18 protein-coding genes and 1 pseudogene are annotated in these 23,346 nt (G+C 73.7%); 11 read left to right on the forward strand and 8 right to left on the reverse strand.

Annotated features, from left to right (window positions below):
* Positions 1-64 precede the first annotated feature (64 nt).
* The 4 genes and pseudogenes from AB0I16_RS12060 to AB0I16_RS12075 all read left to right on the forward strand — a co-directional run bounded on the left by AB0I16_RS12060 (position 65) and on the right by AB0I16_RS12075 (position 6,818).
* Positions 65-4,159 (forward strand): amino acid adenylation domain-containing protein, encoded by a 4,095-nt coding sequence (locus tag AB0I16_RS12060; RefSeq protein ID WP_363249214.1) that lies wholly within the window; start codon positions 65-67, stop codon positions 4,157-4,159.
* 69 nt (positions 4,160-4,228) lie between these two features.
* Entirely contained in the window at positions 4,229-4,399 is a 171-nt protein-coding gene (locus AB0I16_RS12065) for a hypothetical protein (protein WP_062768788.1), read from the forward strand.
* A gap of 182 nt (positions 4,400-4,581) precedes the next feature.
* Positions 4,582-5,532, forward strand: coding sequence for an RNA polymerase sigma factor SigJ (sigJ, locus tag AB0I16_RS12070; RefSeq protein WP_363249215.1), 951 nt, complete (start codon positions 4,582-4,584; stop codon positions 5,530-5,532).
* 102 nt (positions 5,533-5,634) lie between these two features.
* Positions 5,635-6,818, forward strand: a pseudogene (locus AB0I16_RS12075) (FAD-dependent oxidoreductase).
* A 39-nt stretch (positions 6,819-6,857) separates the two neighbouring features.
* On the opposite strand, the gene AB0I16_RS12080 reads toward AB0I16_RS12075, so the two are convergent.
* The 3 genes from AB0I16_RS12080 to AB0I16_RS12090 are packed head-to-tail and all read right to left on the reverse strand — an operon-like array spanning position 6,858 to position 8,272.
* Complete coding sequence (locus AB0I16_RS12080; protein WP_363249216.1) at positions 6,858-7,250, reverse strand: VOC family protein; 393 nt, start codon at positions 7,248-7,250, stop codon at positions 6,858-6,860.
* Positions 7,247-7,549 carry a metalloregulator ArsR/SmtB family transcription factor gene (locus tag AB0I16_RS12085; RefSeq protein ID WP_363249217.1) on the reverse strand — a complete coding sequence of 101 codons (303 nt, stop codon included), beginning with the start codon at positions 7,547-7,549 and terminating at the stop codon, positions 7,247-7,249. The genes AB0I16_RS12080 and AB0I16_RS12085 overlap by 4 nt, the downstream gene beginning before the upstream one ends.
* A 42-nt stretch (positions 7,550-7,591) precedes the next feature.
* Positions 7,592-8,272, reverse strand: a complete 681-nt coding sequence (locus AB0I16_RS12090) for a formylglycine-generating enzyme family protein (protein WP_363249218.1) — start codon at positions 8,270-8,272, stop codon at positions 7,592-7,594.
* A 256-nt stretch (positions 8,273-8,528) separates the two neighbouring features.
* Between AB0I16_RS12090 and AB0I16_RS12095 the strand changes: the two genes are divergently transcribed.
* Positions 8,529-9,401: a glycoside hydrolase family 16 protein gene (locus AB0I16_RS12095; protein WP_363249219.1), complete on the forward strand. Its 873-nt coding sequence runs from the start codon at positions 8,529-8,531 to the stop codon at positions 9,399-9,401.
* 293 nt (positions 9,402-9,694) lie between these two features.
* Here the strand turns inward: AB0I16_RS12095 and AB0I16_RS12100 are convergent, their stop codons facing one another.
* Positions 9,695-10,252, reverse strand: coding sequence for a tellurite resistance TerB family protein (locus tag AB0I16_RS12100; RefSeq protein WP_363249220.1), 558 nt, complete (start codon positions 10,250-10,252; stop codon positions 9,695-9,697).
* A 194-nt stretch (positions 10,253-10,446) separates the two neighbouring features.
* On the opposite strand from AB0I16_RS12100, the gene AB0I16_RS12105 reads away from it, so the two are divergent.
* Positions 10,447-11,004: a PadR family transcriptional regulator gene (locus AB0I16_RS12105; RefSeq protein ID WP_363249221.1), complete on the forward strand. Its 558-nt coding sequence runs from the start codon at positions 10,447-10,449 to the stop codon at positions 11,002-11,004.
* 120 nt (positions 11,005-11,124) lie between these two features.
* Complete coding sequence (locus AB0I16_RS12110) at positions 11,125-12,846, forward strand: acyl-CoA dehydrogenase family protein (RefSeq protein ID WP_363249222.1); 1,722 nt, start codon at positions 11,125-11,127, stop codon at positions 12,844-12,846.
* 46 nt (positions 12,847-12,892) lie between these two features.
* Here AB0I16_RS12110 and AB0I16_RS12115 read toward each other — a convergent pair whose 3' ends face one another.
* Positions 12,893-13,636 (reverse strand): HPP family protein, encoded by a 744-nt coding sequence (locus AB0I16_RS12115; protein WP_363249223.1) that lies wholly within the window; start codon positions 13,634-13,636, stop codon positions 12,893-12,895.
* A 453-nt stretch (positions 13,637-14,089) separates the two neighbouring features.
* Here AB0I16_RS12115 and AB0I16_RS12120 point away from each other — a divergent pair, with 453 nt between their 5' ends.
* The 3 genes from AB0I16_RS12120 (at position 14,090) to ligD (ending at position 17,692) form a co-directional block, all read left to right on the forward strand.
* Entirely contained in the window at positions 14,090-15,781 is a 1,692-nt protein-coding gene (locus AB0I16_RS12120; RefSeq protein ID WP_363249224.1) for an ABC-F family ATP-binding cassette domain-containing protein, read from the forward strand.
* A 124-nt stretch (positions 15,782-15,905) separates the two neighbouring features.
* Complete coding sequence (locus tag AB0I16_RS12125; RefSeq protein ID WP_363249225.1) at positions 15,906-16,685, forward strand: DNA polymerase ligase N-terminal domain-containing protein; 780 nt, start codon at positions 15,906-15,908, stop codon at positions 16,683-16,685.
* Complete coding sequence (gene ligD, locus AB0I16_RS12130; RefSeq protein ID WP_363249226.1) at positions 16,682-17,692, forward strand: non-homologous end-joining DNA ligase; 1,011 nt, start codon at positions 16,682-16,684, stop codon at positions 17,690-17,692. Before AB0I16_RS12125 ends, ligD begins: the two co-directional genes overlap by 4 nt.
* 54 nt (positions 17,693-17,746) lie before the next feature.
* Here the strand turns inward: ligD and AB0I16_RS12135 are convergent, their stop codons facing one another.
* From AB0I16_RS12135 to AB0I16_RS12145, 3 genes are all read right to left on the reverse strand, one after another.
* Positions 17,747-18,727, reverse strand: coding sequence for a hydroxyacid dehydrogenase (locus AB0I16_RS12135; protein ID WP_363249227.1), 981 nt, complete (start codon positions 18,725-18,727; stop codon positions 17,747-17,749).
* A 243-nt stretch (positions 18,728-18,970) separates the two neighbouring features.
* Positions 18,971-20,170, reverse strand: a complete 1,200-nt coding sequence (locus AB0I16_RS12140) for an NADH:flavin oxidoreductase (protein WP_363249228.1) — start codon at positions 20,168-20,170, stop codon at positions 18,971-18,973.
* Between the two features lie 101 nt (positions 20,171-20,271).
* Positions 20,272-21,162, reverse strand: a complete 891-nt coding sequence (locus tag AB0I16_RS12145; protein WP_363249229.1) for an alpha/beta hydrolase — start codon at positions 21,160-21,162, stop codon at positions 20,272-20,274.
* A gap of 118 nt (positions 21,163-21,280) precedes the next feature.
* Between AB0I16_RS12145 and AB0I16_RS12150 the strand changes: the two genes are divergently transcribed.
* Positions 21,281-23,215 carry an AfsR/SARP family transcriptional regulator gene (locus AB0I16_RS12150; protein ID WP_363249230.1) on the forward strand — a complete coding sequence of 645 codons (1,935 nt, stop codon included), beginning with the start codon at positions 21,281-21,283 and terminating at the stop codon, positions 23,213-23,215.
* The last annotated feature ends 131 nt before the right edge of the window (positions 23,216-23,346 follow it).

Below are 23,346 nucleotides of genomic sequence, written 5' to 3' on the forward strand. Positions count from 1 at the left end.
TGAGCGTGCCGCGAGCCGGCGCGAGCGGGCGGTGGCCCTGGCCGTGAGGGAAGTTGACGCGAGAATGGACAGTAGGTTCGACGGTGGCCGCGGGATGCCGCTGAGCGCTGCGCAGACGGGCATGTGGTTCGCCCAGGCCCTCGACCCACGGAGCCCGGCGTTCCGGGCGGCCGAAGTGGTGGAGATCCAGGGCCCGGTGGACGCGGGCGTACTGGAGCGGGCGCTGCGCGAGGCCCTCACCGACGCGGAGGGGCTGCGCGCGCGGTTCGTGACCGACGACGACGGCGGTGTGCGGCAGGTCGTCGAGCCGCTGGGCGACTGGCGGTTGCCGGAGGTCGACCTGCGGGACGAGGACGACCCCACCGCGGCCGCGTACGCGTGGATGCGGGCCGAGCTGGACCGGCCGGTCGACCTCGGCCGCGCGCCCACGGTGGTCTTCACGGCACTGCGGACGGCTCAGGACCGGTGCCTGCTGTACCTGGCCATGCACCACATCACCCTGGACGGCTACGGCGCGGCCCTGTTCATCCAGCGGATCGCGGAGGTCTACACCGCCCTGGACGCCGGGCGGCCCGTCCCGCCCGGCCGCATGGGCGCCCTGAGCCGCGTCCTTGAGGACGAGGCCGAGTACCACGCGTCGGAGCGGTTCGTACGGGACCGGGAGTACTGGGCGGCGGAGCTGGCCGACTGGCCCTCCCGGCCGGACTCCGCGCACGAGGTGCCGGACGTCCCGCGCGGCTTCGTCCGGTCCACCGGCCACCTCGACGCCGCGGCCACGGACGGGCTGCGGGACCTCGCGCGCGCGGCGCGTACGGGCCTCGCGACGGCGGCGATGGCGGCCCTGTCCCTGTACGTGCACCGGCTCAGCGGCCGGGACGAGGTGACGCTGGACCTGACGGTGACCGGACGCGGCCCGGCGGCGCGCGACGTACCGACGATGCTCGCCAACATCCTGCCCCTGCGCGTGCGGCTCGACGGACAAGGCACCCTGGAGGACCTGCTGCGCCACACGGTCGGGAAGGCGAAGGGGCTGCTGCGCCACCAGCGTTACCCGTACGGGTACGTGGCGCGCGAGCTGAAGATCGCCCGGCGTCCCGAGGGCTTCGCGGACGACTGGGGCATCAACATCATGACGCACGACAAGGAGTTGGCCTTCGGCAGGTACGCGGCGGTGCTGCACAACCTGTCCAACGGACCGGTCACGGGTCTTGGCGTGAACGTCTACGACCGGCCCGCCGACGGCTCGCTGCGCATCGACTTCCAGGCCGACCCCGCGCTGTACTCCGCCGCCGACGTCGCCGCCCACCACCGGCGCTTCATGGCCCTGCTGCGGACGCTGTCGCGGGCCGAACCCCATCTGCCCCTCAGGGACATCGAGATCCTGCCCGCCGAGGAGCGCGCGCACCTGCTGAGCACGGCGCGGGGCGATGAACACCCCGTCCCCGACACGACGTTGCCCGAGCTGTTCGAGGCCCACGCCCGCCGCGCGCCCGCCGAGACGGCTCTGGTCTGCGGCGGGACGGAGCTGACCCGCGGGGAACTCAACGCCCGCGCCAACCGCCTCGCACACCTGCTGCTCGCGCGGGGCGCCGCCCCCGAGACGTACGTGGCGGTGCTGCTGCCCCGTACGGCCGACTACGTGGTGGCCCTGCTCGCCGTCCTCAAGACGGGCGCGGCCTGCGTGCCGCTCGACCCGGCCCACCCGGCGGAGCGCATCCGCGCCATGGTGGCCGACGCTCGCCCGCGGTACGTGATCACCACGTCCGCAGAAGCCCCGCGTCTCGCCCGCGCCACGCCCAGGGTGGTGCTCGACGAGGAGGCGACGGTGCTCGGTCCCGGATGCCGGCCGGAGGCCGACCCCGGCGGCCCTCACCGGCCGTCGTGGGCGGGGCATCCCGCGTACGTCAGCTTCACCTCGGGCACCTCGGGGCGGCCCAAGGGGGTGGTCGTCGAGCACCGCCAGCTGACCAATCTCTTCTTCGACCACGAGCGCGACCTGATCGCGCCGGGCGTCGCCTCGGCGGGGCGCCGGCTGCGGGCCGCGCTCACCGCCTCGTTCTCGTTCGACACCGCCTGGGTGGGGCTGCTCTTCCTGGCCGCCGGTCAGGAGCTGCACCTCGTCGAGGAGCCGGTGCGGTTCGATCCCGCCGCCCTCGTCGCCGGCGTCCGCGAGCGGCGCATCGACTTCCTCGACCTCACGCCCTCGTTCCTCCGCCGGCTGCTGGCCGCGGGTCTCGTCGAGGGCGAGGACCACCGCCCGCGGATGGTCATGGTCGGCGGCGAGGCCATCGACGCCGCCCTGTGGCAGCGGCTGCGGACCTGCCCCTCGACCGTCTTCCACAACTACTACGGGCCCACCGAGTGCACCGTGGACGCGGTGTACCGGCGTATCGAGGAGACCGCGGAGCGCCCCGTCATCGGGCGTCCCGGCCACAACGTACGGGCCTACGTCCTCGACCGCGCGCTGCGGCCCGTCCCCGCGACGGTGCCCGGCGAGCTGTATCTGGGCGGCGCTCAGGTCGCCCGCGGGTACCTGGGGCGGACCGACCTGACCGCCGAGCGGTTCGTCGCCGACCCCTTCGGTCCCGCGGGCTCGCGCATGTACCGCACCGGTGACCTGGTGCGCCTGACGCACGAGGGCGATCTCGAATACCTCGGCCGCAACGACCAGCAGGTCAAGGTGCGGGGCGTGCGCATCGAACTGCCGGAGATCGAGACCGTCGTCGCCGGGCACCCGGGGATCGCGCACGCCGCCGTGACCGTCCACGAGACGGGGCACGGCGCCCGCGCCACGCAGACCCTCACCGCGCACGTGGTGGCCGCGGAGAGCCCCGCCGCCGACGCCGGTGCACCGCTGGACTCCGTCGACCTGCGGGCCTGGGCCTCGGCCCGGCTGCCCTCCCCCATGGTGCCCTCCCGGTTCGTCGTCCACCGGGCCCTGCCCCTGACCGTCCAGGGCAAGCTGGACCGCGCCGCGCTCGCCGCCGCCACGGCCCCCGCCGCCCCGGCCTGCGGCCGTCCGGCGGGGAGCACGCTGGAGAAGGAGCTGTGCGGCATCTTCTGCGACGTGCTCGACGTTCCCGACGTCAGCATCGACGACGACTTCTTCGCCCTGGGCGGCCACTCGCTCCTCGCCGCCCAGCTCACCGCCCGCGTCCGCACCGACCTGGGGGCCGAGCTGCCGCTCGGCGCGCTCTACCAGGCCCCCACGGTGGTCTCCCTGGCCCGGCTCCTCGAAGCGGACACCCAGCGGGACGCCTTCGAGGTCCTGCTGCCCCTGCGCACCACCGGCACCCGCCCGCCGCTGTTCTGCGTGCATCCCGCGGGCGGCCTCGGCTGGTGCTACGCGACGCTGCCGCCGCACCTGCCGGCCGACATCCCGGTGTACGCGCTCCAGGCCCGCGGGCTGCGCGGCACCGACCGGCCCGCGGCTTCCTTCGGCGAGATGATCACCGACTACACCCGGCACATCCGCTCGGTGCAGGGCAGCGGGCCCTACCACCTGCTCGGCTGGTCCCTCGGCGGAGCCCTGGCGCATGCCATCGCGGTCCGGTTGCAGAGCGAGGGCGAGCGGGTGGACATGCTGGCCATGCTCGACGCCCAGCCCATCGACCCGTCGGGCCACCTGCGCGCCGAGCAGGACTCGCGACGCGTGACGAACCTCCTCCTCGAAGCCGCCGGGCACCTGCCCGGCCCCGGCGGCCCCGCGCGGGACGGCGGCTCCGGCCGCGACGTGATGCCCGCCGAGGTGCTCCGGGCGTCGTACGCCGAGCACGCGCTCGACGAGGTCCACCTCAAGGCGGCCACGGCGCTCATCAGCCACCACGCCACCCTGCTGCCCACCTTCACCGAGGGCGTCTTCGACGGTGACCTGGTCTACTTCCACGCCACCCGCGGAAAGCCGGACACCGCCCCCACGGGCCGCGCCTGGCAGCCCTGGGTCACCGGCCGGATCACCTCCCACGACACCGCCTGCACCCACCACGCCATGACCCAGGCGGAGAACATCGCCCTGACCGGCACCGTCCTCACCCAACGCCTGCTGCCCGGCTCCCGCCGCGGCGACGACCACGGTGACGTCCGGGAATGCCTGGCCCCCCGCATGACCTGCGCCGATGGGGGCACATCACAGTGCGGCCACATGCCCCGCACCACATGAAAGAAACGCGACTTTTGTGTGTTTGTAAAGTGGAGTTAAGAGCAAACGTTGGCCAGGAGGTTGATACACATGGTTCCCCTGCTTCTGGTTCTTCTGCTGGCCCTGATCCTCTTCGGCGCGGGTTTCGCCCTGAAGGCGCTGTGGTGGATCGCCGTCATCGTGCTGGTGGTGTGGCTGCTCGGCTTCATCATCCGGCCCGCCGCGAGCGGCGGCCGCAAGGGCCGCTGGTACCGGTGGTGAGTCGTGCCGTGAGTGGAGAGCCAGGGTCACGACACAGGCTCTGAACACGGCACGAAGCACGGCAGTACCCCGCTCTCCACGCGGGGTGCGCGCCGAAGGGGTGGGCCCGGCCCGGGACGGTCGGACCCACCCCTTCTCCGTTCCCCGCGGGGTCCCGCCCCCATAAAGCTAGTATCCGGGGCATGGCTCCGACCCTGCGCGACATCGACCGCTTCGAGGCCGCCAGGCCGCGTCTGCAGGCCATCGCCTACCGCCTCCTCGGGTCCGCCTGCGACGCCGAGGACGCCGTACAGGACACGTTCCTGCGCTGGCAGGCGGCCGACGTCGACCGCATCGAGGTCCCCGAGGCCTGGCTGACCAAGGTCCTCACCAACCTCTGCCTCAACCAGCTCGCCTCGGCCCGCGCACGGCGCGAGACCTACGTGGGCCAGTGGCTGCCCGAGCCGCTGCTCGCCGGGGACCCGATGCTCGGCCCCGCCGACACCGCCGAGCAGCGCGAGTCGGTCTCGTACGCCGTGCTCACGCTCATGGAGCGCCTCTCCCCCGGTGAGCGCGGTGTGTACGTGCTGCGCGAGGCCTTCGGGCACAGCCACCGCGAGATCGCGGAGATCCTCGACATCACCGAGGCCGCGAGCCAGCAGATCGCGCACCGCGCCAAGAAGCACATCCGGGCCGGCCGGGCCCGCGCCGAGGTGGACGAAGCCGCGGCCCGGCGGGTCATCGCGGAGTTCCTCACCGCCGCCTCCAGCGGCAGGACCGAGCCGCTGGTGCGGCTGCTCACCGAGGACGCCATCGCGGTCGGCGACGGCGGCGGCAAGGTGCCCGCCCGCACCAAGGCGTTCGAGGGCGCCGTCGCGGTCGCCACGTTCATCCGGGGCCTGTTCCTGCCCGGCAAGGCCAAGCGGGATCTCGCGGGTGGCTCGCCCGAGGTGTACACCACGGTCGCCAACGGCGCCCCCGCTCTCGTGGCGGTCGTCGACGGGCGGGTCATCGCCGTCATGTGCCCGGAGATCACCGACACGGGCATTCACGCCCTCCGCAGCCAGGTGAACCCCGACAAGCTCGAACGCGCGACCCGGCAGTGGGCCGCGGCCGGCCACGGCCACGGGGAGCCCCTGCTCCTCACCTTCTGACACGCCCGAGCCAGATGTGAGGCGAGTCACACCACGTTCCTGTCAGGAAAACGCGGGCCGCCCGGTTCAGGTGGCGAACCCGCGCGAGACAGGAGCCAGGAAATGCAGCACCGCATCATCGTCCTCGGAGGCGGCTACACCGGAGCGTTCGCCGCAGGGCGCCTCGCCAGGCGGCTGCGCCGTGAGGACGTCGCCATCACACTCGTCGACACCGAGCCCGACTTCGTCGAGCGCGTACGGATGCACCAGCTCGCGGTCGGCCGGGAGCTCAGGCCCCGGCCCTACAGCGAGATGTTCGCGGGCACGGGCGTCGCCCTGAAGGTCGCGAAGGTCACCGGCATCGACGTCGAAGGCAAGACCGTCTCCGTGCTCGGCGCGGAGGGCGCCGACGAGCCGGCGTACGACAGCCTCGTGTACGCCCTCGGCAGCGGCTGGAACACCCGAGGTGTGCCCGGGCCGCCGAGCACGGCCACGACGTCGCGGGCCGCCCCGGGGCGCTGCGGCTGCGCGCGCGCCTCGCCGCGCTGGACGCCGGCCGGCCCGTGGTCGTCGTCGGCGCCGGGCTCACCGGGATCGAGGCGGCGGCCGAACTCGCCGAGGCCCGGCCCGACCTCGATGTCGCCCTCGTCGCACGCGGCGGGCTCGGCGACTGGCTCTCGCCCGCGGGCCGCCGCCATCTGCGGAAGGTCTTCGGCAGGCTCGGCGTCACGGTGCACGAGCACAGGGCGGTCGCCGCCGTGGAGGCCGACCGGGTCACCACGGCCGACGGCGACGCCCTCCCGGCGGCGGTCACCGTGTGGACGGCCGGGTTCGCGGTCCACCCCCTCGCCGGGGCCACCACGCTGGAGGTCACCGGCACGGGCCAGATCGTGGTCGACGGCACCATGCGCTCCGTCTCGCACCCCGACGTGTACGCGATCGGTGACGCGGCCATGGCGATGGGCCCGGGCGGCAGACCGCTCCGGATGTCGTGTGCGTCGGGCACCCCCACCGCCTGGCAGGCGGCCGACTCCCTCGCGGCACGCCTGACCGGCGGAAGGCTCCCGAACGCCCCGCTGCGCTACTTCAACCAGTGCGTCTCGCTGGGCCGCGGGGACGGTGTCATCCAGTACGTCACCGCCGACGACCGCGCCCGCGGCGCGGTTCTGACGGGCCGTCTGGCCGCCCTGTACAAGGAGACGATCTGCAGGGCCGCGGCCTGGGGCGTGGCCAACCCGACCTTCGGCATGCCGGTCCGGCGCCGGGCCGTGCCGCGGGCCGAGGCCGGGGTCTCGGTCCTCGGGTGACCGAGGGACGGCGGCGGCACCGCCGGCCCGCGCCGTCGGCTACCGCGGCTCGGTCGCGATCTGGATGAGGTTGCCGCAGGTGTCGTCGAAGACGGCGGTGGTGACGGGGCCCATCTCCGTGGGCTCCTGGGTGAAGCCGACGCCGAGGCCGCGCAGGCGCTCGTACTCGGCCCGTACGTCGTCGACGGCGAACTGGGCGAGCGGGATGCCGTCCGCGACGAGCGCGTCCCGGTAGGTGACGGCGGCCGGGTGGCCCGCGGGCTCAAGGAGGAGTTCGGTGCCTCCGGGCTCGTCCGGCGAGACGACGGTCAGCCACCGGGCACCCCCGCCCACCGGCACGTCGTGCTTCTTCACGAAGCCGAGGACATCGGTGTAGAAGCGCTCGGCCCTGGCCTGGTCGTCGACGAAGACGCTGGTCAGATGGATTTTCATGAAGTGCTCTTTTCTGGTCCTGGCGGGTCGGGCGTGGGCCAGCGCTCGGCTATCAGCCGCAGCGGGGCGGTGTTCAGGTCGTGGAATTTGCAGCGGCCCTCCCGTCTCGTCTCGACGAGCCCCGCGGTCTCCAGCACGGCCAGGTGCTGGGAGACCGCCTGGCGCGAGATGCCCAGCTGATGCTTCACGCTCAGCCGCGAGCAGATCTCGAACAGTGTCTGCCCTGACCGCTCGGCCAGCTCGTCGAGGATCGTGCGGCGGGTGGAGTCGGCCAAGGCTTTGAAGAGGTCATCGGCCACACCCCCAGCATAGGCAAGTACACACTTGCCTATCAAGCGGAGTCAGCCGGCCGGTGTACGCGCGACGCGGAAGCCCACGTCGTCGACCTGGAACGTCGGGTGGCTGCGGCGGCGCGCCGACGCCCGGCAGCTCCAGTGCTCGTCGAACCAGCCGCCGCCGCGCAGCACCCGGTACTCGCCGTAGACCTCGGCGTCGTAGACGTCCCAGCACCAGTCCCAGGCGTTGCCGAGCATGTCGTACAGGCCCCACGGGTTGGGTGCCTTGCCGCCCACGTCCTGGATGCGTTCGCCGGAGTTGCCCCGGTACCAGGCGATCTCGTCGAGCGGCCCGTAGTGCGGTCCGCCGGTGCCCGCGCGGCAGGCGTGCTCCCACTCGGCCTCGGTCGGCAGCCGGTAGCCGTCGGCCGACGCGTCCCACTCGACGTGTTCGACGCCCCCTTCGCCGGGCAGGAAGCGGTACGCGGGCGCGTACCCGTCACGCCGGGACAGCGCGTTGCAGAAGCGGACCGCGTCCCACCAGGAGACGCTTTCGACCGGCAGCGCGTCCCCCCGGGCCGCGCTCGGGCGCACGCCGGTGACCTGGGCGTACAGCTTCTGCGTGACCGGGAGGGCCGCGAGCCGGTAGGGCGCCAGGTCCACCGTCCAACTGCGCTCGCTCCGCCGGTCCGACAGGGTCACCCGTCCCGCCGGCACGTCGACCATCCGCACTGCGTTCGCGATCATGGCTCGATGATCGCACCGGCTTCCGTTCGCACGGGGTCCGTGGAGCCGGGCCGGTTTGGTCCGCACCAAGTCCTTGACGGGGCCTGTGATGCTCTCTTAAATCAAGTACTGAACGGAACGCCGGAGTCGATCGCCCGGCGCGTTCAGTTATTCGACGTCGGATGTCGACGTCGGTCGCACCGGTTTGTCATGCGCATGGCTCAACAGGCTCCGCTTCGACACCCTCACTTCCTCGCCCCCCACGTGAAGCGATGTGATGACAGTGCACACCTCCTGGCGCCGCCGCGCGGCGCTCACCACGGTCGCCCTGGCCTGCTGCGCCTCGGCCCTGGCCGGACTTCCCGCCGGGGCCCGGGCGGCCCCCGCCGCCCCTGCCGCCTCCGCCGCGGCCACCACCTTCTCCGACGACTTCGACGGACCCGCCGGGGCCGCGGTCGACGGCGGCAAGTGGCAGATCGAGACGGGCGACAACGTCAACAACCACGAGCGGCAGTACTACACATCGGGCAACAAGAACGCCGCCCTCGACGGCCGGGGCAACCTGGTCATCACCGCCCGCAAGGAGAACCCCGGGAACTACGCGTGCTGGTACGGGCGTTGCGAGTACACGTCGGCCCGGCTCAACACCTCGGGAAAGTTCGTGCAGACGTACGGCCACGTCGAGGCCCGCATGAAGGTGCCGCGCGGGCAGGGCATGTGGCCCGCGTTCTGGATGCTCGGCGCCGACATCGGCAGCGTGGGCTGGCCGAACAGCGGTGAGATCGACGTGATGGAGAACGTCGGCTTCGAGCCCGGCACCGTCCACGGCACGCTGCACGGTCCCGGCTACTCGGGCTCCGGCGGCATCGGCGCGGGCTACACGCTGCCCGGCGGCGAGGCGTTCGCGGACAAGTTCCACACCTTCGCGGTGGACTGGTCGCCGAACAGGGTCACGTGGTCCGTGGACGGCAACGTCTACCAGACCCGCACGCCCGCCGACCTGAACGGCAAGCGGTGGGTCTTCGACAAGCCCTTCTTCCTGATCCTCAACCTCGCGGTCGGCGGCTACTGGCCCGGCGACCCCGACGGCGGCACCACCTTCCCGCAGCAGCTCGTCGTGGACTACGTCCGGGTCACCACCAACGGCTGAGCCGCCCGGACCGGCTCACCGCGCATACGCCGCCGCCGGCCGTCGGAGCAGTCGATCCGACGGCCGGCGGCGGTGCGAGCGGCGGTGCGAGCGGGCGGCTCGGCCGGTGACTTCCAGGGCGTGTTGCGAAAGTGGCGTCGTCCGCCCGGAGGGCGGGTCCGGAGTCGTCCGGTGCGTGCGATCGCAAGGCGGCGGAGGGTCACCCCGATACTGGTGGTTTCGGAGTGATCCCGACAACGCCGCGAGTGTGCGTGCCAGACGCCGCCGGACAGGCGGGACTTCCGCAACAAGCCCTAGAGGCCGAACTCCTGCGGCGACACGTTGAGCGCCATGCACGCCTCGCGCAGGACCTGCTCCTCGGCCGGGGCGATGTAACCGTCCGCGCCGGCGACCACGAAGCCCGTCTGGATGACCGCCTTCGCCTCCATCGGCTTCTTCGCCGCCTTGGCGATCTCCTGCATGACCTCGGTCTTGCCCTGCTGGAAGTTGAACGACAGCTGGTCGACGTGCTTGTTGAACCGCTGCCTGAGCTGCTCGGGCGGGAAGTTCTGCAGGACGTCGTTCTGCAGGATCAGGGACTCCACGTGCTGGCGCTCGGCCGGGTCGACCGAGCCGTCCGCGGCCGCGACCAGGGCGCACATGGCCATGCTGGCGTCGCGGTAGGCACCGCTCTTCAGCTCCGTCTTCAAGGAGGCGAGCTGGGTCTTGAGCACGCCCACGAGCTGCGCCTTCGAGCCTCCACCGCCCGCGGACCCCGACCCCGGACGTCCGTGGCCGCCGGAGCTCCGTCCGCCCTGTGTTTGCTGCTGCAGACCCTTGGCCTGGTCCTTGATCCGGTCCCACATCGCCATGCGTGCCACCTCGGCTACCCGTATACCTGTCCGCGCGCGACCGCGCGTCCTCCTGCCAACGCCTTCCGGCTCCCCGAAGTTCCTCTGCCGTCACGGATTTCGAGCGAGCACGGCCGCACGGGGGGCGGGTGAGCCGCGTCTCACCCGGTCGGCCCCTCTTGTTCATGCAACTAGTTGCATAGCAGGATCGCGGCATGGCGCTAGAGCACGCGATCCTCGTCTCGCTGCTCGAACAGCCCGGGTCCGGCTATGAGCTGGCCCGGCGGTTCGAGCGGTCCATCGGTTACTTCTGGGCCGCTACCCACCAGCAGATCTACCGCGTACTCAAACGCATGGAGGGCGAAGGCTGGATCGACGCGCGCGCCGTGGCGCAGCAGGCGCGGCCGGACAAGAAGGAGTACTCGGTGGCCGCCGCGGGGCGCGACGCCCTCTCGCGGTGGCTGGACGAGCCCATCGAGCCCGAGAGCGTCCGCCACGAGCTGGCGGTGAAGATCCGCGGCGCGGCCTTCGGCGATCCGGCCGCGCTGATCCGCGAAGTCGAGCGGTACCGCGAGGCCCACGCCGAACGCCTCACCCGCTACCTCGCGGGAGAGCGGCGCGACTTCCCCCCGGCCGAGACCGCAGGGGCGCCGGACGCCGGGCGGGAGCTGCAGCACGTCGTGCTGCGCGGCGGCATCGCGTACGAGCGGATGACGCTCGCCTGGCTCGACGACGTGCTCGCGACCCTGCACCGGTTGGCTCCGCGGGCCTGAGCGCCCTTGTCCGCGATCCCCGCCCGTGATCCCCGCCCGCGTCCCGGTACCAGTACCAGCACTGGCGCCATCACTCGCAACCACCCCTCCCACCCTGTCCGGAAAGGCGACCGAACCCCCATGCCCGACGCACTGCTGTTCCACCCGCACACCTACGACCCGACCCACTTCGACCCCGAGACCCGCAGGCTGCTGCGCGCGACCGTGGACTGGTTCGAGAGCCGCGGCAAGCGCCGGCTGATCGAGGACTACCGGGAGCGTGCCTGGCTCGCCGACTTCCTGGAGTTCGCGGGCAAGGAGGGCCTCTTCGCCACCTTCCTGACCCCGGCCGCCGCGGCGGAGGGGCAGCGGGACAGGCGTTGGGACACCGCGCGGATCGCGGCCCTGAACGAGATCCTCGGCTTCTACGGGCTCGACTACTGGTACGCCTGGCAGGTCACCATCCTCGGGCTCGGTCCGGTCTGGCAGAGCGGGAACGCCGCCGCCCGTAAGCGCGCGGCCGAGCTGCTCTCGCAGGGCGAGGTGTTCGCCTTCGGCCTGTCGGAGAAGGCGCACGGCGCCGACATCTACTCCACCGACATGCTGCTCGAACCCACGCCCGACGGCGGCTTCCTGGCCAACGGCTCCAAGTACTACATCGGCAACGGCAACGCCGCCGGTCTCGTCTCCGTCTTCGGCCGCCGCACCGACGTCGAGGGCCCCGAGGGGTACGTGTTCTTCGCCGCCGACTCGCGCCACCCGGCGTACCACCTGGTGAAGAACGTCGTCGACTCGTCCAAGTACGTCAGCGAGTTCCGTCTCGACGCCTACCCCGTCGCCGCCGACGACGTGCTGCACACCGGCCGTGCCGCCTTCGACGCCGCGCTCAACACGGTGAACGTGGGCAAATTCAACCTCTGCACCGCCTCCATCGGCATCTGCGAGCACGCGATGTACGAGGCCGTCACCCACGCCCACCAGCGCATCCTCTACGGCCGCCCGGTGACCGCCTTCCCGCACGTGCGGCGCGAGCTGACCGACGCCTACGTACGCCTCGTCGGCATGAAGCTCTTCAGCGACCGCGCCGTGGACTACTTCCGCTCCGCCGGTCCCGACGACCGCCGCTACCTCCTCTTCAACCCCATGACGAAGATGAAGGTGACCACCGAGGGCGAGAAGGTCATCGACCTGATGTGGGACGTCATCGCCGCCAAGGGCTTCGAGAAGGACACCTACTTCGCCCAGGCCGCCGTGGAGATCCGCTCACTGCCGAAGCTGGAGGGCACCGTCCACGTCAACCTCGCCCTCATCCTGAAGTTCATGCGCAACCACCTGCTGAACCCGGCCGAGTACCCGCCCGTGCCCACCCGCGCCGAAGCCGGCGACGACGCCTTCCTCTTCGCACAGGGCCCGGCCCGCGGCCTGGGCTCGGTGCGCTTCCACGACTGGCGCCCCGCCTTCGACGCGTACGCCGACGTCCCCAACGTCGCCCGCTTCCGCGAGCAGGCCGACGCGCTCTGCGCGTTCGTCACCACCGCCGCGCCCGACGAGGAGCAGAGCCGCGACCTCGACCTCCTCCTCTCCGTCGGCCAGCTCTTCGCGCTGGTCGTGCACGGGCAGCTCATCCTGGAGCAGGCACGCCTGACCGGCCTCGGCCAGGACGTGCTCGACGAACTCTTCGCCGTCCTGGTCCGCGACTTCTCCGCGCACGCCGTCGAGCTGCACGGCAAGGGCTCCGCGACGGCGGAGCAGCAGAGCTGGGCGCTCGGCGCGGTGCGGCGCCCCGTCGTCGACGAGGCCCGCACCGCGCGGGTCTGGGAGACCGTGGAGTCGCTCGCGGGGTCCTACGAGACGGCTCCCTGAGGGTGTCTGCCCGCCGGCCGCCCCGGGGCGTCCGCACGTGGTGGGCCTACCACCAATAGGCGGGGTACCGCGCGCCGCTGGGGCGGGACCGCGACAGGGCCCAGCCCGCCAGCACGAGCAGGGCGGTGGAACCCATGAGCAGCGGTACGAAGGTGGCGGGCGACGGGGCGTTCAGGACGATGACGACGGCTGTCGCGCAGGCGGGCGAGTGCGGACACCGCGTCAACGTCATCGCCGCGAGGCTGACACCGGCCGCCACGGCGGCTCCCCAGGGCGAGCTGCCCGCGACGGCGACCACGGCGTAGCCGATGACGACGCACATCAGATGGCCGAGGATCACACTGCGCGGCTGGGCCAGCGGCAGCCGGGGCGCCCCGTGGATGATCGCGGCGGAAGCGGCGAGCGGAGGTATCAGCACCGGCTCGTGGATCAGTGACCCTATGGCGACGAGCGCCAGCAGTACGGCGGTGACGGCGCCGACGCTGTGCGCGGCGGTACGGCGCGGCGGCGGGGCGGGCGCGCGGCCGGCGAGGCGGGTGCGTACGCGGGGCGGGGCAGGGGGAAGAGGCGTCCCGAGGATGTCGTCACCGACGTTGACGGCATCCGGGGCGTCGCCCACGCCGTCAACAGCGTCGACGGCCTGGTCAATGGCGTCAACGGTGTCCATGAAGTCAAGGGTGTCCACGGCCTCTGGACCGTGGGTCGTCTCGAAGGCGTCAGGGGTGTTGATGACGTCCGGGGTGTTGATCACGTCGGGAGTGTTGATGGCGTTGATGGCGTCGATGGACAAGGCAGCGGGTTGATCTCCGATACAGCGCCGACGGGAGTTCCGGTCGGCGGACGAGAAGAAGGGCAGGGAGTCGGCCCGGCCTTCCCGTGCTGTAGGCAGGGGGCCCAGTCACCAGCGGTCCAGGGTCGGGATGCCGCGTACTCTGCCGTGATTCTACGCGGCGGGGTTTTGTCGCCGCAGGTCAGGGGGCGATGCGGGCGCGGCTGATGCCGGTCCCTCGGCTGTTCGCGTCCCCGCCCGCCCCGGAAATCCGAACGCGTGACAGGCCCCCCTTGTTACGATGCACCCATGGCAAGAGGTATCTGGTCGCAGAAGGTGCGCGTCGTCCGCTGACGGCGGCGCCTTCTTCCTGTCGAGAGACAGCGCAAGCGCTCGCCGTCCCGGTTCCGCCGGGCGGCACATCGACGCTGCCCGGCTCCACTGCGAGCTGCGGAGTGACCTGCCTTGCCTTCCTTGCCCCTCGATTCCCGAGCCGACTCCCCCGCCGCTTCCCACGGCGATGACGCGTTCCTCTCCCTGCCCGTCGAAGCGGGCGGCAGTGCGCACGTCCGTGCCGAGGGCGTCGCCGTCGTCCGTGGGGCCCGGCGCGTCCTCGACGACGTCACGGTCACCGTGTCCGCGCGGTCCCGGATCGCCGTCGTCGGCGAGAACGGCCGCGGCAAGACGACCCTGCTGCACGTCCTCGCCGGGCTGATCCCGCCCGACGCGGGCACCCTGCACCGGGCGGGCACCATCGGCCTCGCCCGCCAGGAGCTGTCCGTACGGGACGGGGAGAAAGTCGGCGACCTGACGTCGCAGGCGCTGGCGGCGTCGATCGCCGCCCTCGGCGCGCTCGACGCCGCCGCGGCCGGACTGAGCGACGGCGACCCCGCCGCCGACGACCGGTACGCCGCCGCGCTCGACGCCGCGACCCGGCTCGACGCCTGGGACGCCGAGCGCCGCGTCGACATCGCCCTCGAAGCGCTCGGCGCCTGCGCCGACCGCGGACGCCCCCTGTCGACCCTGTCCGTCGGGCAGCGCTACCGGGTCCGGCTCGCCTGTCTGCTGGGCGCCCGGCACGACGTACTGCTCCTCGACGAGCCGACCAACCACCTCGACGCCGACGGCCTCGACTTCCTGACCCGCAGGCTCCGCGAGCACCCCGGCGGCCTGGCCGTCGTCAGCCATGACCGGGCGCTGCTGCGCGACGTGGCGGACCGGTTCCTCGACCTCGATCCGAGCCGTGAGGGCAGGCCCCGCCTGTACGCGGGCGGCTACGACGCCTGGCAGACCGCCCGCCGCCGCGAACGCCTGCGCTGGGAGCAGGAGCACGCGGAGCAGCAGGACGAGCACCGGCGGCTCCAGGACGCCGTGGCGCGGGCACGTGACCGGCTCTCCACCGGCTGGCGCCCGCCGAAGGGCACCGGCAAGCACCAGCGCCAGTCCCGCGCCCCGGGCGCCGTCCAGGCCCTGCACCGGCAGCAGGAGGCGCTCGCCGCGCACCGCGTCGACGTACCGGAGCCGCCGGTGGCCCTGCGCTGGCCCGAGCCGGACGTTCGGCCGGGCGCTCCGCAGCTGCGGGCGCACGGCGTCGGCGTACCGGGGCGGCTCGCGGGGCCGGTCGACGTCACCCTCGACGGCGGCGACCGGCTGCTCGTCACCGGTCCCAACGGCGCGGGCAAGTCGACCCTGCTCGCGGTCCTCGCCGGTGCGCTGGAACCCGCGTACGGGGAAGTGCGGGCGGCGCGCGAGGCCCGCGTCGTGCGGATCAGCCAGGAGACCGCCGAGCAGGACCCCCGGCTGACCGCCCGCGAGGTGTACGCCCGGCACGTGGGGCGGCTGGTGTCCGGCGGGGCGCTCCGTGACGCCGAGGCCGTTCCGCTCGGGGCGCTCGGGCTGCTCGGCGCGGAGGCGGCGCGCACACCGGTCGGGCGGATGTCGCAGGGGCAGCGGCGGCGCCTCGACCTGGCGCTCGCCCTGGCCGGCCGGCCCGGTCTGGTACTGCTCGACGAGCCGACCAACCACCTGTCGTCGGCACTGGTCGACGAGCTGACCGACGCTCTCCGCGACACCCGCGCCGCCGTCGTCGTCGCCACCCACGACCGGCAGCTCCTGCGCGACCTCGCGGACTGGCCGCGCCTCGAACTGGGCCCGGACGCCGGCTGACACCCGGCCGGCCGCACCCCGGCACCGCGCGCGGATCACCCGGTGGCCCCGCGCGCGCGTGCCGGTGACAATCACGGGTACCGGCCGGGACGAGCCAGCGGCCCCGACAGAGGAGAGCGCCGCCGTGAGCGAGAAGGGCGAGAAGAGCCAGGAGGCCGAGGAGGACGAGAGGGACGCGCTGCGGGCCTACCGCGGGAAGCGGGACTTCGGCAGGACGCGCGAACCGAGCGGTGCGACGCCCGGGGAAGCGCCCGGCCGGACAGCCGGTGAACCAGGCACGCCCGGCCGGACGGCCGTCGCACCAGGCGGCGAGCCGGCCGCCGGGGACCGCGACCCCGTCTTCGTCGTGCAGATCCACGACGCCAGCTCCCTGCACTTCGACTTCCGCCTGGAGGTCGACGGTGTCCTGAAGTCGTGGTCGGTGCCGAAGGGGCCCTCCACCGACCCCCGGGACAAACGGCTCGCCCTGCCGACCGAGGACCACCCCATGGAGTACCGGGACTTCGAGGGGGTGATCCCGCCGGGTGAGTACGGCGGCGGAACCGTCATCGTCTGGGATCAGGGCACCTACCGGCCCACCAGCCACGACAGGCGCGACCGCCCGGTGCCGTTCGCGCGGGCCCTGGAGAACGGGCACGCCACGTTCGAGCTGCACGGCGAGAAGCTGCGCGGGCCCTACGCGCTCACCCGCTTCCACGGCCGTGAGGAGAGGAGCGGCGGCTCGGCCTCCGGAAAGAAGCCGACGTGGCTCCTCGTACGGAAGGGGTCGGGGCACGGCGGCAGCGGCACCGGAACGCCCGATCCCCGGCGGGCCCGCTCCGCGCGCAGCGGCCGTACGCTGCGGCAGGTCGCCGAGGCGCCGGACGCGGCGACGTGGGAGCCGGACCGCGGTGAGCGGCGGTGACCGGCCCGCTGGACACGCTGCCGCCCGAGCTGTACGGGCGCGTCCGCGAGGCCGCGCCCGGCGCCGAGCTCGCGGCCACGCCCATGCTGGCGACGCTGAGCGACCGGCGTGAGTTCCCGCGGGGCTGGGTCTTCGAGCGGAAGCTGGACGGCATCCGGGTGCTCGCGGTGCGCGAGCGGGGCGACGTGACCCTGCTGTCCCGCTCCGGACGGCGGCTCGACGCCACCTATCCCGAGATCGTCGACGCCCTCGCCGGGCAGGGCTGCGCGGACTTCACCATCGACGGCGAGATCGTGGCCTACTCGCGGGGCCGGACCGACTTCGCGCTGCTCCAGCAGCGGATGGGGCTCACGCGGCCCGCCGATGTCGCGGCGAGCAAGGTGGCGGTGACGTACTACGTCTTCGACCTCCTGCGGCTGGACGGCGCGGACGTGCGGCGGCTTCCGCTGCGCCACCGCAAGTCGCTGCTGCGGCGTTCGCTCACGTTCGCGGCGCCGCTGCGCTTCTGCGCCCACCGCAACGAGGGCGGCGCCGAACTGCTCGCGGACGCGTGCCGGCGCGGCTGGGAGGGGCTGATCGCCAAGCGGGCCGACAGCACGTACCAGCGTCGCCGCTCGGACGACTGGCTCAAGCTGAAGTGCTCGCGCGCCCAGGAGTTCGTGGTCGGCGGCTTCACGGAACCCGCGGGCAGCCGCACCGGCCTCGGGGCGCTGCTCATCGGCTACTACGAGGGCGGGCGGCTGCGGTACGCGGGCAAGGTGGGCACGGGGTTCGACCGGCGTACGCTGCTCGCCCTGCGGCGGGAACTCGACGCGCGCGAGGTGAGCGCCTCGCCGTTCGAGGGGCGCGGGCCCGAGCGGACGGCCCGCTGGGTGCGGCCCGAACTCGTCGCCGGGATCGCCTTCACGGAGTGGACCCGCGACGGCCTGCTGCGCCACCCCCGCTACCAGGGCCTCCGCGACGACAAGGACCCGCTGGACGTCGTCAGGGAGCGCCCCGAGCCGTGAGGGCCCGTGTCCCCACCCAGGCCGGGCGTTCGCGCGGATTGTCGGGGAGGCCGGTCACGCCTGTACCGCCAGGCCGCTCCGGGTGATCGGCGCGAGGGCGGGGAGTCCGGCCGCGTAGCGTTCCAGTTCCGTCAGGGCGAGGGCACTCATCCTGCGGGCCTCGGAGCCGAGGGAGCCGGCGATGTGCGGGGTGAGCATCACGTTGGGCAGGGTGTACAGCGGTGAGTCGGCGGGCAGGGGCTCCGGTTCGGTGACGTCGAGGACGGCGTGCAGCCCGGCCGCGCAGGCCGTTTCGAGCGCCGCGGTGTCGACGAGGCTGCCGCGGGCCGTGTTGACGAGTACGGCGTGGGGCGGGAGGGCCGCGAGTTCGGGGGCGCCGATCATGTGGCGGGTCTCGGGCAGGGCGGGCGCGTGCAGGCTCAGCACATCGGCCCGGGGCAGGGCGTCGGCCAGGGTGGCGGGCTCGCCGCCCGCGGCGACGACGTCGGCGGTGTCGGCCACCGGGTCGACGACGAGGACACGCGCCAGGTCCAGGTCGCGCAGGAGCCGGACCAGTCGGCTGCCGATGCGGGAGAACCCGACCACGACGACGGTCCGGCCTACGCCGGTGAGCTCGCCGCGGCTCTCGACGTAGCTCCAGTCGTCGCGGAAGCGCCGGGCGTCGTTGGCGAGGAAGGGCGCCTTCTTGAAGGCCCAGAGGACGGCGGCGAGGGTGAAGTGGGCCACCGGCTCGGCGTTGGCGTCGGCCGCGGTGGTCACGAGGATGTCCCGGTCGAAGACCGCGTCGGTGACGTGCCCGCGGACGGAGCCCGCCGCGTGCAGGACCGCCTTCAGCCGCGGCGCCGCCGCGAGGACGTCCTCGTCCAGGCGGGGGCAGCCCCACGAGGTGAGCAGGACCTCCGCCTCGGCGAGTCTGCGCCTCGCCGAGGCGGAGGTGAGTTCGTGCGCCACGACGGGGTCCCCGAGCGTGGCCGCGGCGTGGAGGCGGGTCATCTCCTGGGGGGAGAACTGCATGGTGAGTGCTCGTTCGTCCATCACCAGGAGCGTCTCGGGAGGTTTCACGGTGTGCCGGCGTCCTTCGTGGTCGAGTGCGAGGAGTCGGGGGCGACGAGTCGGGTGCGACGAGCGGAATGACGGCGGGCAGCGAGCCGGTGAATCACCATGGGGTCGTACCGCGGGGAGCGCGAGGCGCGGGGTGCTTCCCTGCGCGGGACGCGGGCCCCCACCGGAAGATACCGGGGTTCATCCGGAACGGCTCCTCGCGACGGCAGGGCGGCCTCAGTCGACGAGCGGGCAGTGCGTGCCGGTGTAGATGGTGGGCATGCATCTGTTGCAGTGGACGCACCGTGACCGCGTCGACGGGTCGCGGCGCACCCGGTGCACCAGGTCCGGCTCGCGCAGCAGCGCCCGGGCCATCGCCACGAAGTCGAAGCCCTCCGTCATGGCGCGTTCCATGCCGTCGTAGTCGGTGACCCCGCCGATCAGGACAAGGGGCAGCGTCAGCTCCCGGCGGAACAGCCGCGCCTTGTCCAGCAGGTACAGCGGCTCGTAGGGGTAGCTGCGCAGGAACCTGCGGCCCAGCAGGCGGATGCCGAGGCGCTGCGGTCGCGGGAACCGCGCGGCGAACTCCTTGACGGGCGCGTCGCCGCGGAAGAGGTACATGGGGTTGAGCAGGGAGCTTCCCGCGGTGAGGGTCAGGGCGTCCACCGAGCCGGCCTCCTGCAGCCACCCGGCCACCTGGAGGCTCTCCTCCACGGTCAGTCCGCCGCGTGTCCCGTCGGTCATGTTGAGCTTCGCCGTGATCGCGACGCGGTCCCCCAGCGCCTGGCGCACCGAGGCGGCGATCGCCAGGGCCAGTCGTGCGCGGTGGCGCAGTGGGCCGCCGTACTCGTCGGTGCGCCGGTTGAGCCGGGGGCTGAGGAAGGCGCTCGCAAGGTAGTTGTGGCCCAGGTGCAGTTCCACGGCGTCGAACCCGGCCGTCGCGGCGAGCGCGGCGGCCCGGGCGTGCGCCTCCACGACACGGCGCAGGTCCTGTACGGTCGCCGCCCGGTCGCGGCGCAGGCCGACCGGGTTGAACCCGCCCATCGGTGACAGCGCCGGAGCCCCGTTGGAGCGGGCGTCGGCCACCGGGCCCGCGTGTCCCAGTTGCAGGGCCACCGCCGCGCCCGTCCCGTGTACGGCGGCGGTGAGCCCGCGCAGCCCCGGCAGCGCCTCGGGGCGCATCCACAACTGGCCGCGCCGGGTGCGGCCCTCCGGGGTGACCGCGCAGTAGGCCACCGTGGTCATCGCCACGCCGCCGGCCGCGGGGCGCAGGTGGTAGTCGATCAGTTCGTCGGTGACCAGGGAGTGCGGTGCCATCCCTTCGAAGGTGGCCGCCTTGATGACCCGGTTGCGCAGCCGCAGCGGCCCCAGCCGTGCCGGAGCGAACACCTCGGGCACCGCGCGCGGGGCACCACCTGCTGCCGGGACCTCTGTCATGCCGAGCAGCATGACAGAGACCTGACGAAGTGTCAGCAGGGTGGCGTGACCGCGCATGGTCACGCTCGGCCGCGTGCGCGGGGCGGGCGGCGGACGGCGCTTCAGGCCGCGAGCAGGCGGCGTATCACCGCCGTGATCTCGTCGGGGGCCTCCTCGGCCATGAAGTGTCCCGCCTCCGTGAGGTGGTGGTCGAGCTTCGGCGCCCAGGCCCGCCACACCGCCGCCGCGTCGTAGTCGAGCCGCGCTCCCCAGTCCTGCTGGACGACCGCGACGGGCATGGCGAACTGCGAGCCCGCGTCGGAGTCCGCCTGGTCCTGGACGACGTCCACGCCCGCCGACGCACGGTAGTCGGCGACGATCGAGTCGACCGCCGCCGCGCTCGCCCGCAGGTACTCCGCGCGTACCGGCGCGGGGATCGCGCCGGGGTCCTTGGCCCAGGTGTCGAGGAACGAGCCGAAGAACGCGTCCGCGCTGTTGGCGATCATCGTCTCCGGCAGGCCGGGCGGCTGCGCCATGAGGAACAGGTGGAAGCCGACCGCCGCGGACACGCCGTGCAGGACGTCCCACATGTCCAGGGTCGGTACGACGTCGAGGATGCCCAGGTGGGTGATGGTCCCGGGGTGGTCGAGGCCCGCCCGGAAGGCGACGAGGGCGCCCCGGTCGTGGCCCACCAGGGCGAAGTGGTCATGGCCGAGCTCCGCCATCAGGGCCACGATGTCGGCGGCCATGGTCCGCTTCGAGTAGACGTCGTCGTCCGTGGCCCGCGGCTTGTCGCTCGCACCGTAACCGCGCAGGTCGGGGCAGACCACCAGGTGGTCGTCCGCCAGCCGCCGCGCCACGTGGCGCCACATCAGGTGCGTCTGGGGGAAGCCGTGCAGCAGCACGACCGGGCTGCCGCTGCCGCCGACCGCGGCGGACAGTTCGACGCCGCCCGCGCCGGGCAGGCGTACGGGGGTGAAGCCGGGGATGGCGGGTGCGGGGGTGTGGGGCACTGCGGTTCCTCTCGTCGTGGCGGGTTCGCCTGACTGACGCGGTCACGGTGCACGAGGCGGATCAGCGTCCGATGAGCGCGGTTCGGCGGAGCCGGGGACGTGCCGCAAGGATGGGGGCATGCGGATGGACGTACTGGGCGCCGTGCGGGCGTGGCACGACGACGGCGGCGCGATCGACCTGGGCGGGCCCCGGCACCGCGAGGTGCTCGCGCGGCTGGCCGCCGCCGAGGGGCGGCTGGTCACCACCGGCGCGCTCGTCGCCGACCTGTGGGCCGAGCCGGGCACCGGTTCCCTGGGCGCCCTGCGGACGTTCGTCGCCGCGCTGCGCCGGGCCGTCGAACCCGGCAGGGCGCCCCGCACCCCGCCGCGGCTGCTCGTCACGGAAGGCCCCGGGTACGCGCTGCGCCTGCCACGTACGGCGGTGGACGCCCAGCGCTTCGAGGACGCCCTGGCGGCGGCCCGCCGTCCCCCGCACGACGTCACCGCCCTCGGCGACGCGCTCGCCTCGTGGTGCGGGCCCGCCTACGCCGACTTCCCCGACGCCCCGTGGGCGCAGCGGGAGCGCACCCGGCTGGAGGAGCTGCGCCTGCAGGGCGTCGAGCTGCGGGCGGGTGTCCTCCTCGACGGCGGGGCGGGCGCCGAGCTGGTGGCGGCGCTCCGCGAGCACGTCGCCGAGCATCCGTGGCGCGAGCCGGCCTGGGGCCTCCTCGCGCGCGCCCTCTACCGGGACGGGCGCCGGGCCGACGCGCTCGCCACCCTTCGCCGGGCCCGCGCCGTGCTCGTGACGCAGCTCGGCCTCGACCCGGGCCCCGAGCTGCGGCGCCTGGAGAGTGCCATGCTCGACGGGTCGGCGTCCGTCGGGCCGGGGCCGCGCCCCTGGCCGGGCACCGGCGCCCCGCTGGGGCCGCGCACGACCGTCAGCCTGGCCCGCACCCTCGCCATCGCCGGCGGCGACGCCCTGGTCTCCTCGCGCCGTGACCGCCTCACCGCCATCCGGGCGGCGGAGCGCACGGGGGACGTCGCGCTGACCGCGCGGGTGATCGGCGCGTACGACGTACCGGCGATCTGGAGCCGGCCGGACGACCCCGGGCAGTCCCGCTCGGTGGTGGCGGCGGCCCGGCGCGCCCTCGCCGCGCTCGGCCCCGACGGCCCGCCCGGGCTGCGGGCCCGTCTCCTGGCGACCGTGGCGGTCGAGAGCCGCAGCGGGGACATGTCCGCCACCGGCGGGGCGACCGCCGCCGCGGCGGCGCGCGAGGCCGAGGCGCTGGCCAGGGGGCTCGGTGATCCCGCCCTGCTGGCCTTCGCGCTCAACGGCGTCTTCCTCCAGTCGTTCGCCCGGCCCGGCCTCGCCGAGGAGCGCGACGCCGTCGGTGCCGAACTCGTCGCGCTGGCCGCCCGGCACGAGGTGCCGACCTTCGGCATCCTCGGGCGGCTCGTACGGCTCCAGTCCGCCTCCGCGCTCGGCCGTCTCACGGCCGGTGAGGCGCATGCCGTGGCCGCCGAGGAGCTTGCCGCCGCGCACGAGTCACCGCTCGTGCCCGTGCTCACCGCGTGGTTCGGGGCCCGGGTGCTCGCCGGCCGCAGCGCCGAACCGGGTGGTCCGTCGCCCGCCGAGGCCGCCGCGGCCTACCGTGCCGCCGACGCCTCCCTCGCGGAAGCGGGCATGCCCGGCCTCCACCGCGGTCTGCTGCCGCTCGCCCTGCTCGGGCTCCGGCTGCTGCACGGCAGGCCCGCGCCCACCGGTCCCCGCCTCGACTGGGGGCCGCACCTGCCGTGGGCCCGGCCCCTCGTCCTCCTCGCCAGGGGCGACGTGGACGGTGCCCGTGCCGCCCTCGCCGCCCAGCCCGAACCACCGCGCGATCACCTCCAGGAGGCGCTGTGGTGCCTCACGGCCCACGCCGCCGCGCGCCTCGGCGAGCCCGGGGCCGCCGCGCGTGCCGCCGCCGCCCTGCGGCGGGCCCGCGCCGAGGACGCCGGGGGCGCGAGCGGCATGCTCACCCTGGGTCCGGTGCGGCGCTACCTCGACGAGGCCGCGGCGGTCACCGGGCCGTAGGTCTCAGAGCCTGTCTTTGAACCCTCGCCTGCGCCCCGACGCCCGGCACGCCCGCTCGCCGCACGGCGCCCCCGGACAGGTGGCTCCGCCACATGACCGGGGACGCCGCACGCCGATCGCACGCACCGACC

The organism is Streptomyces sp. NPDC050703, from assembly GCF_040654435.1.
Lineage (GTDB): Bacteria > Actinomycetota > Actinomycetes > Streptomycetales > Streptomycetaceae > Streptomyces.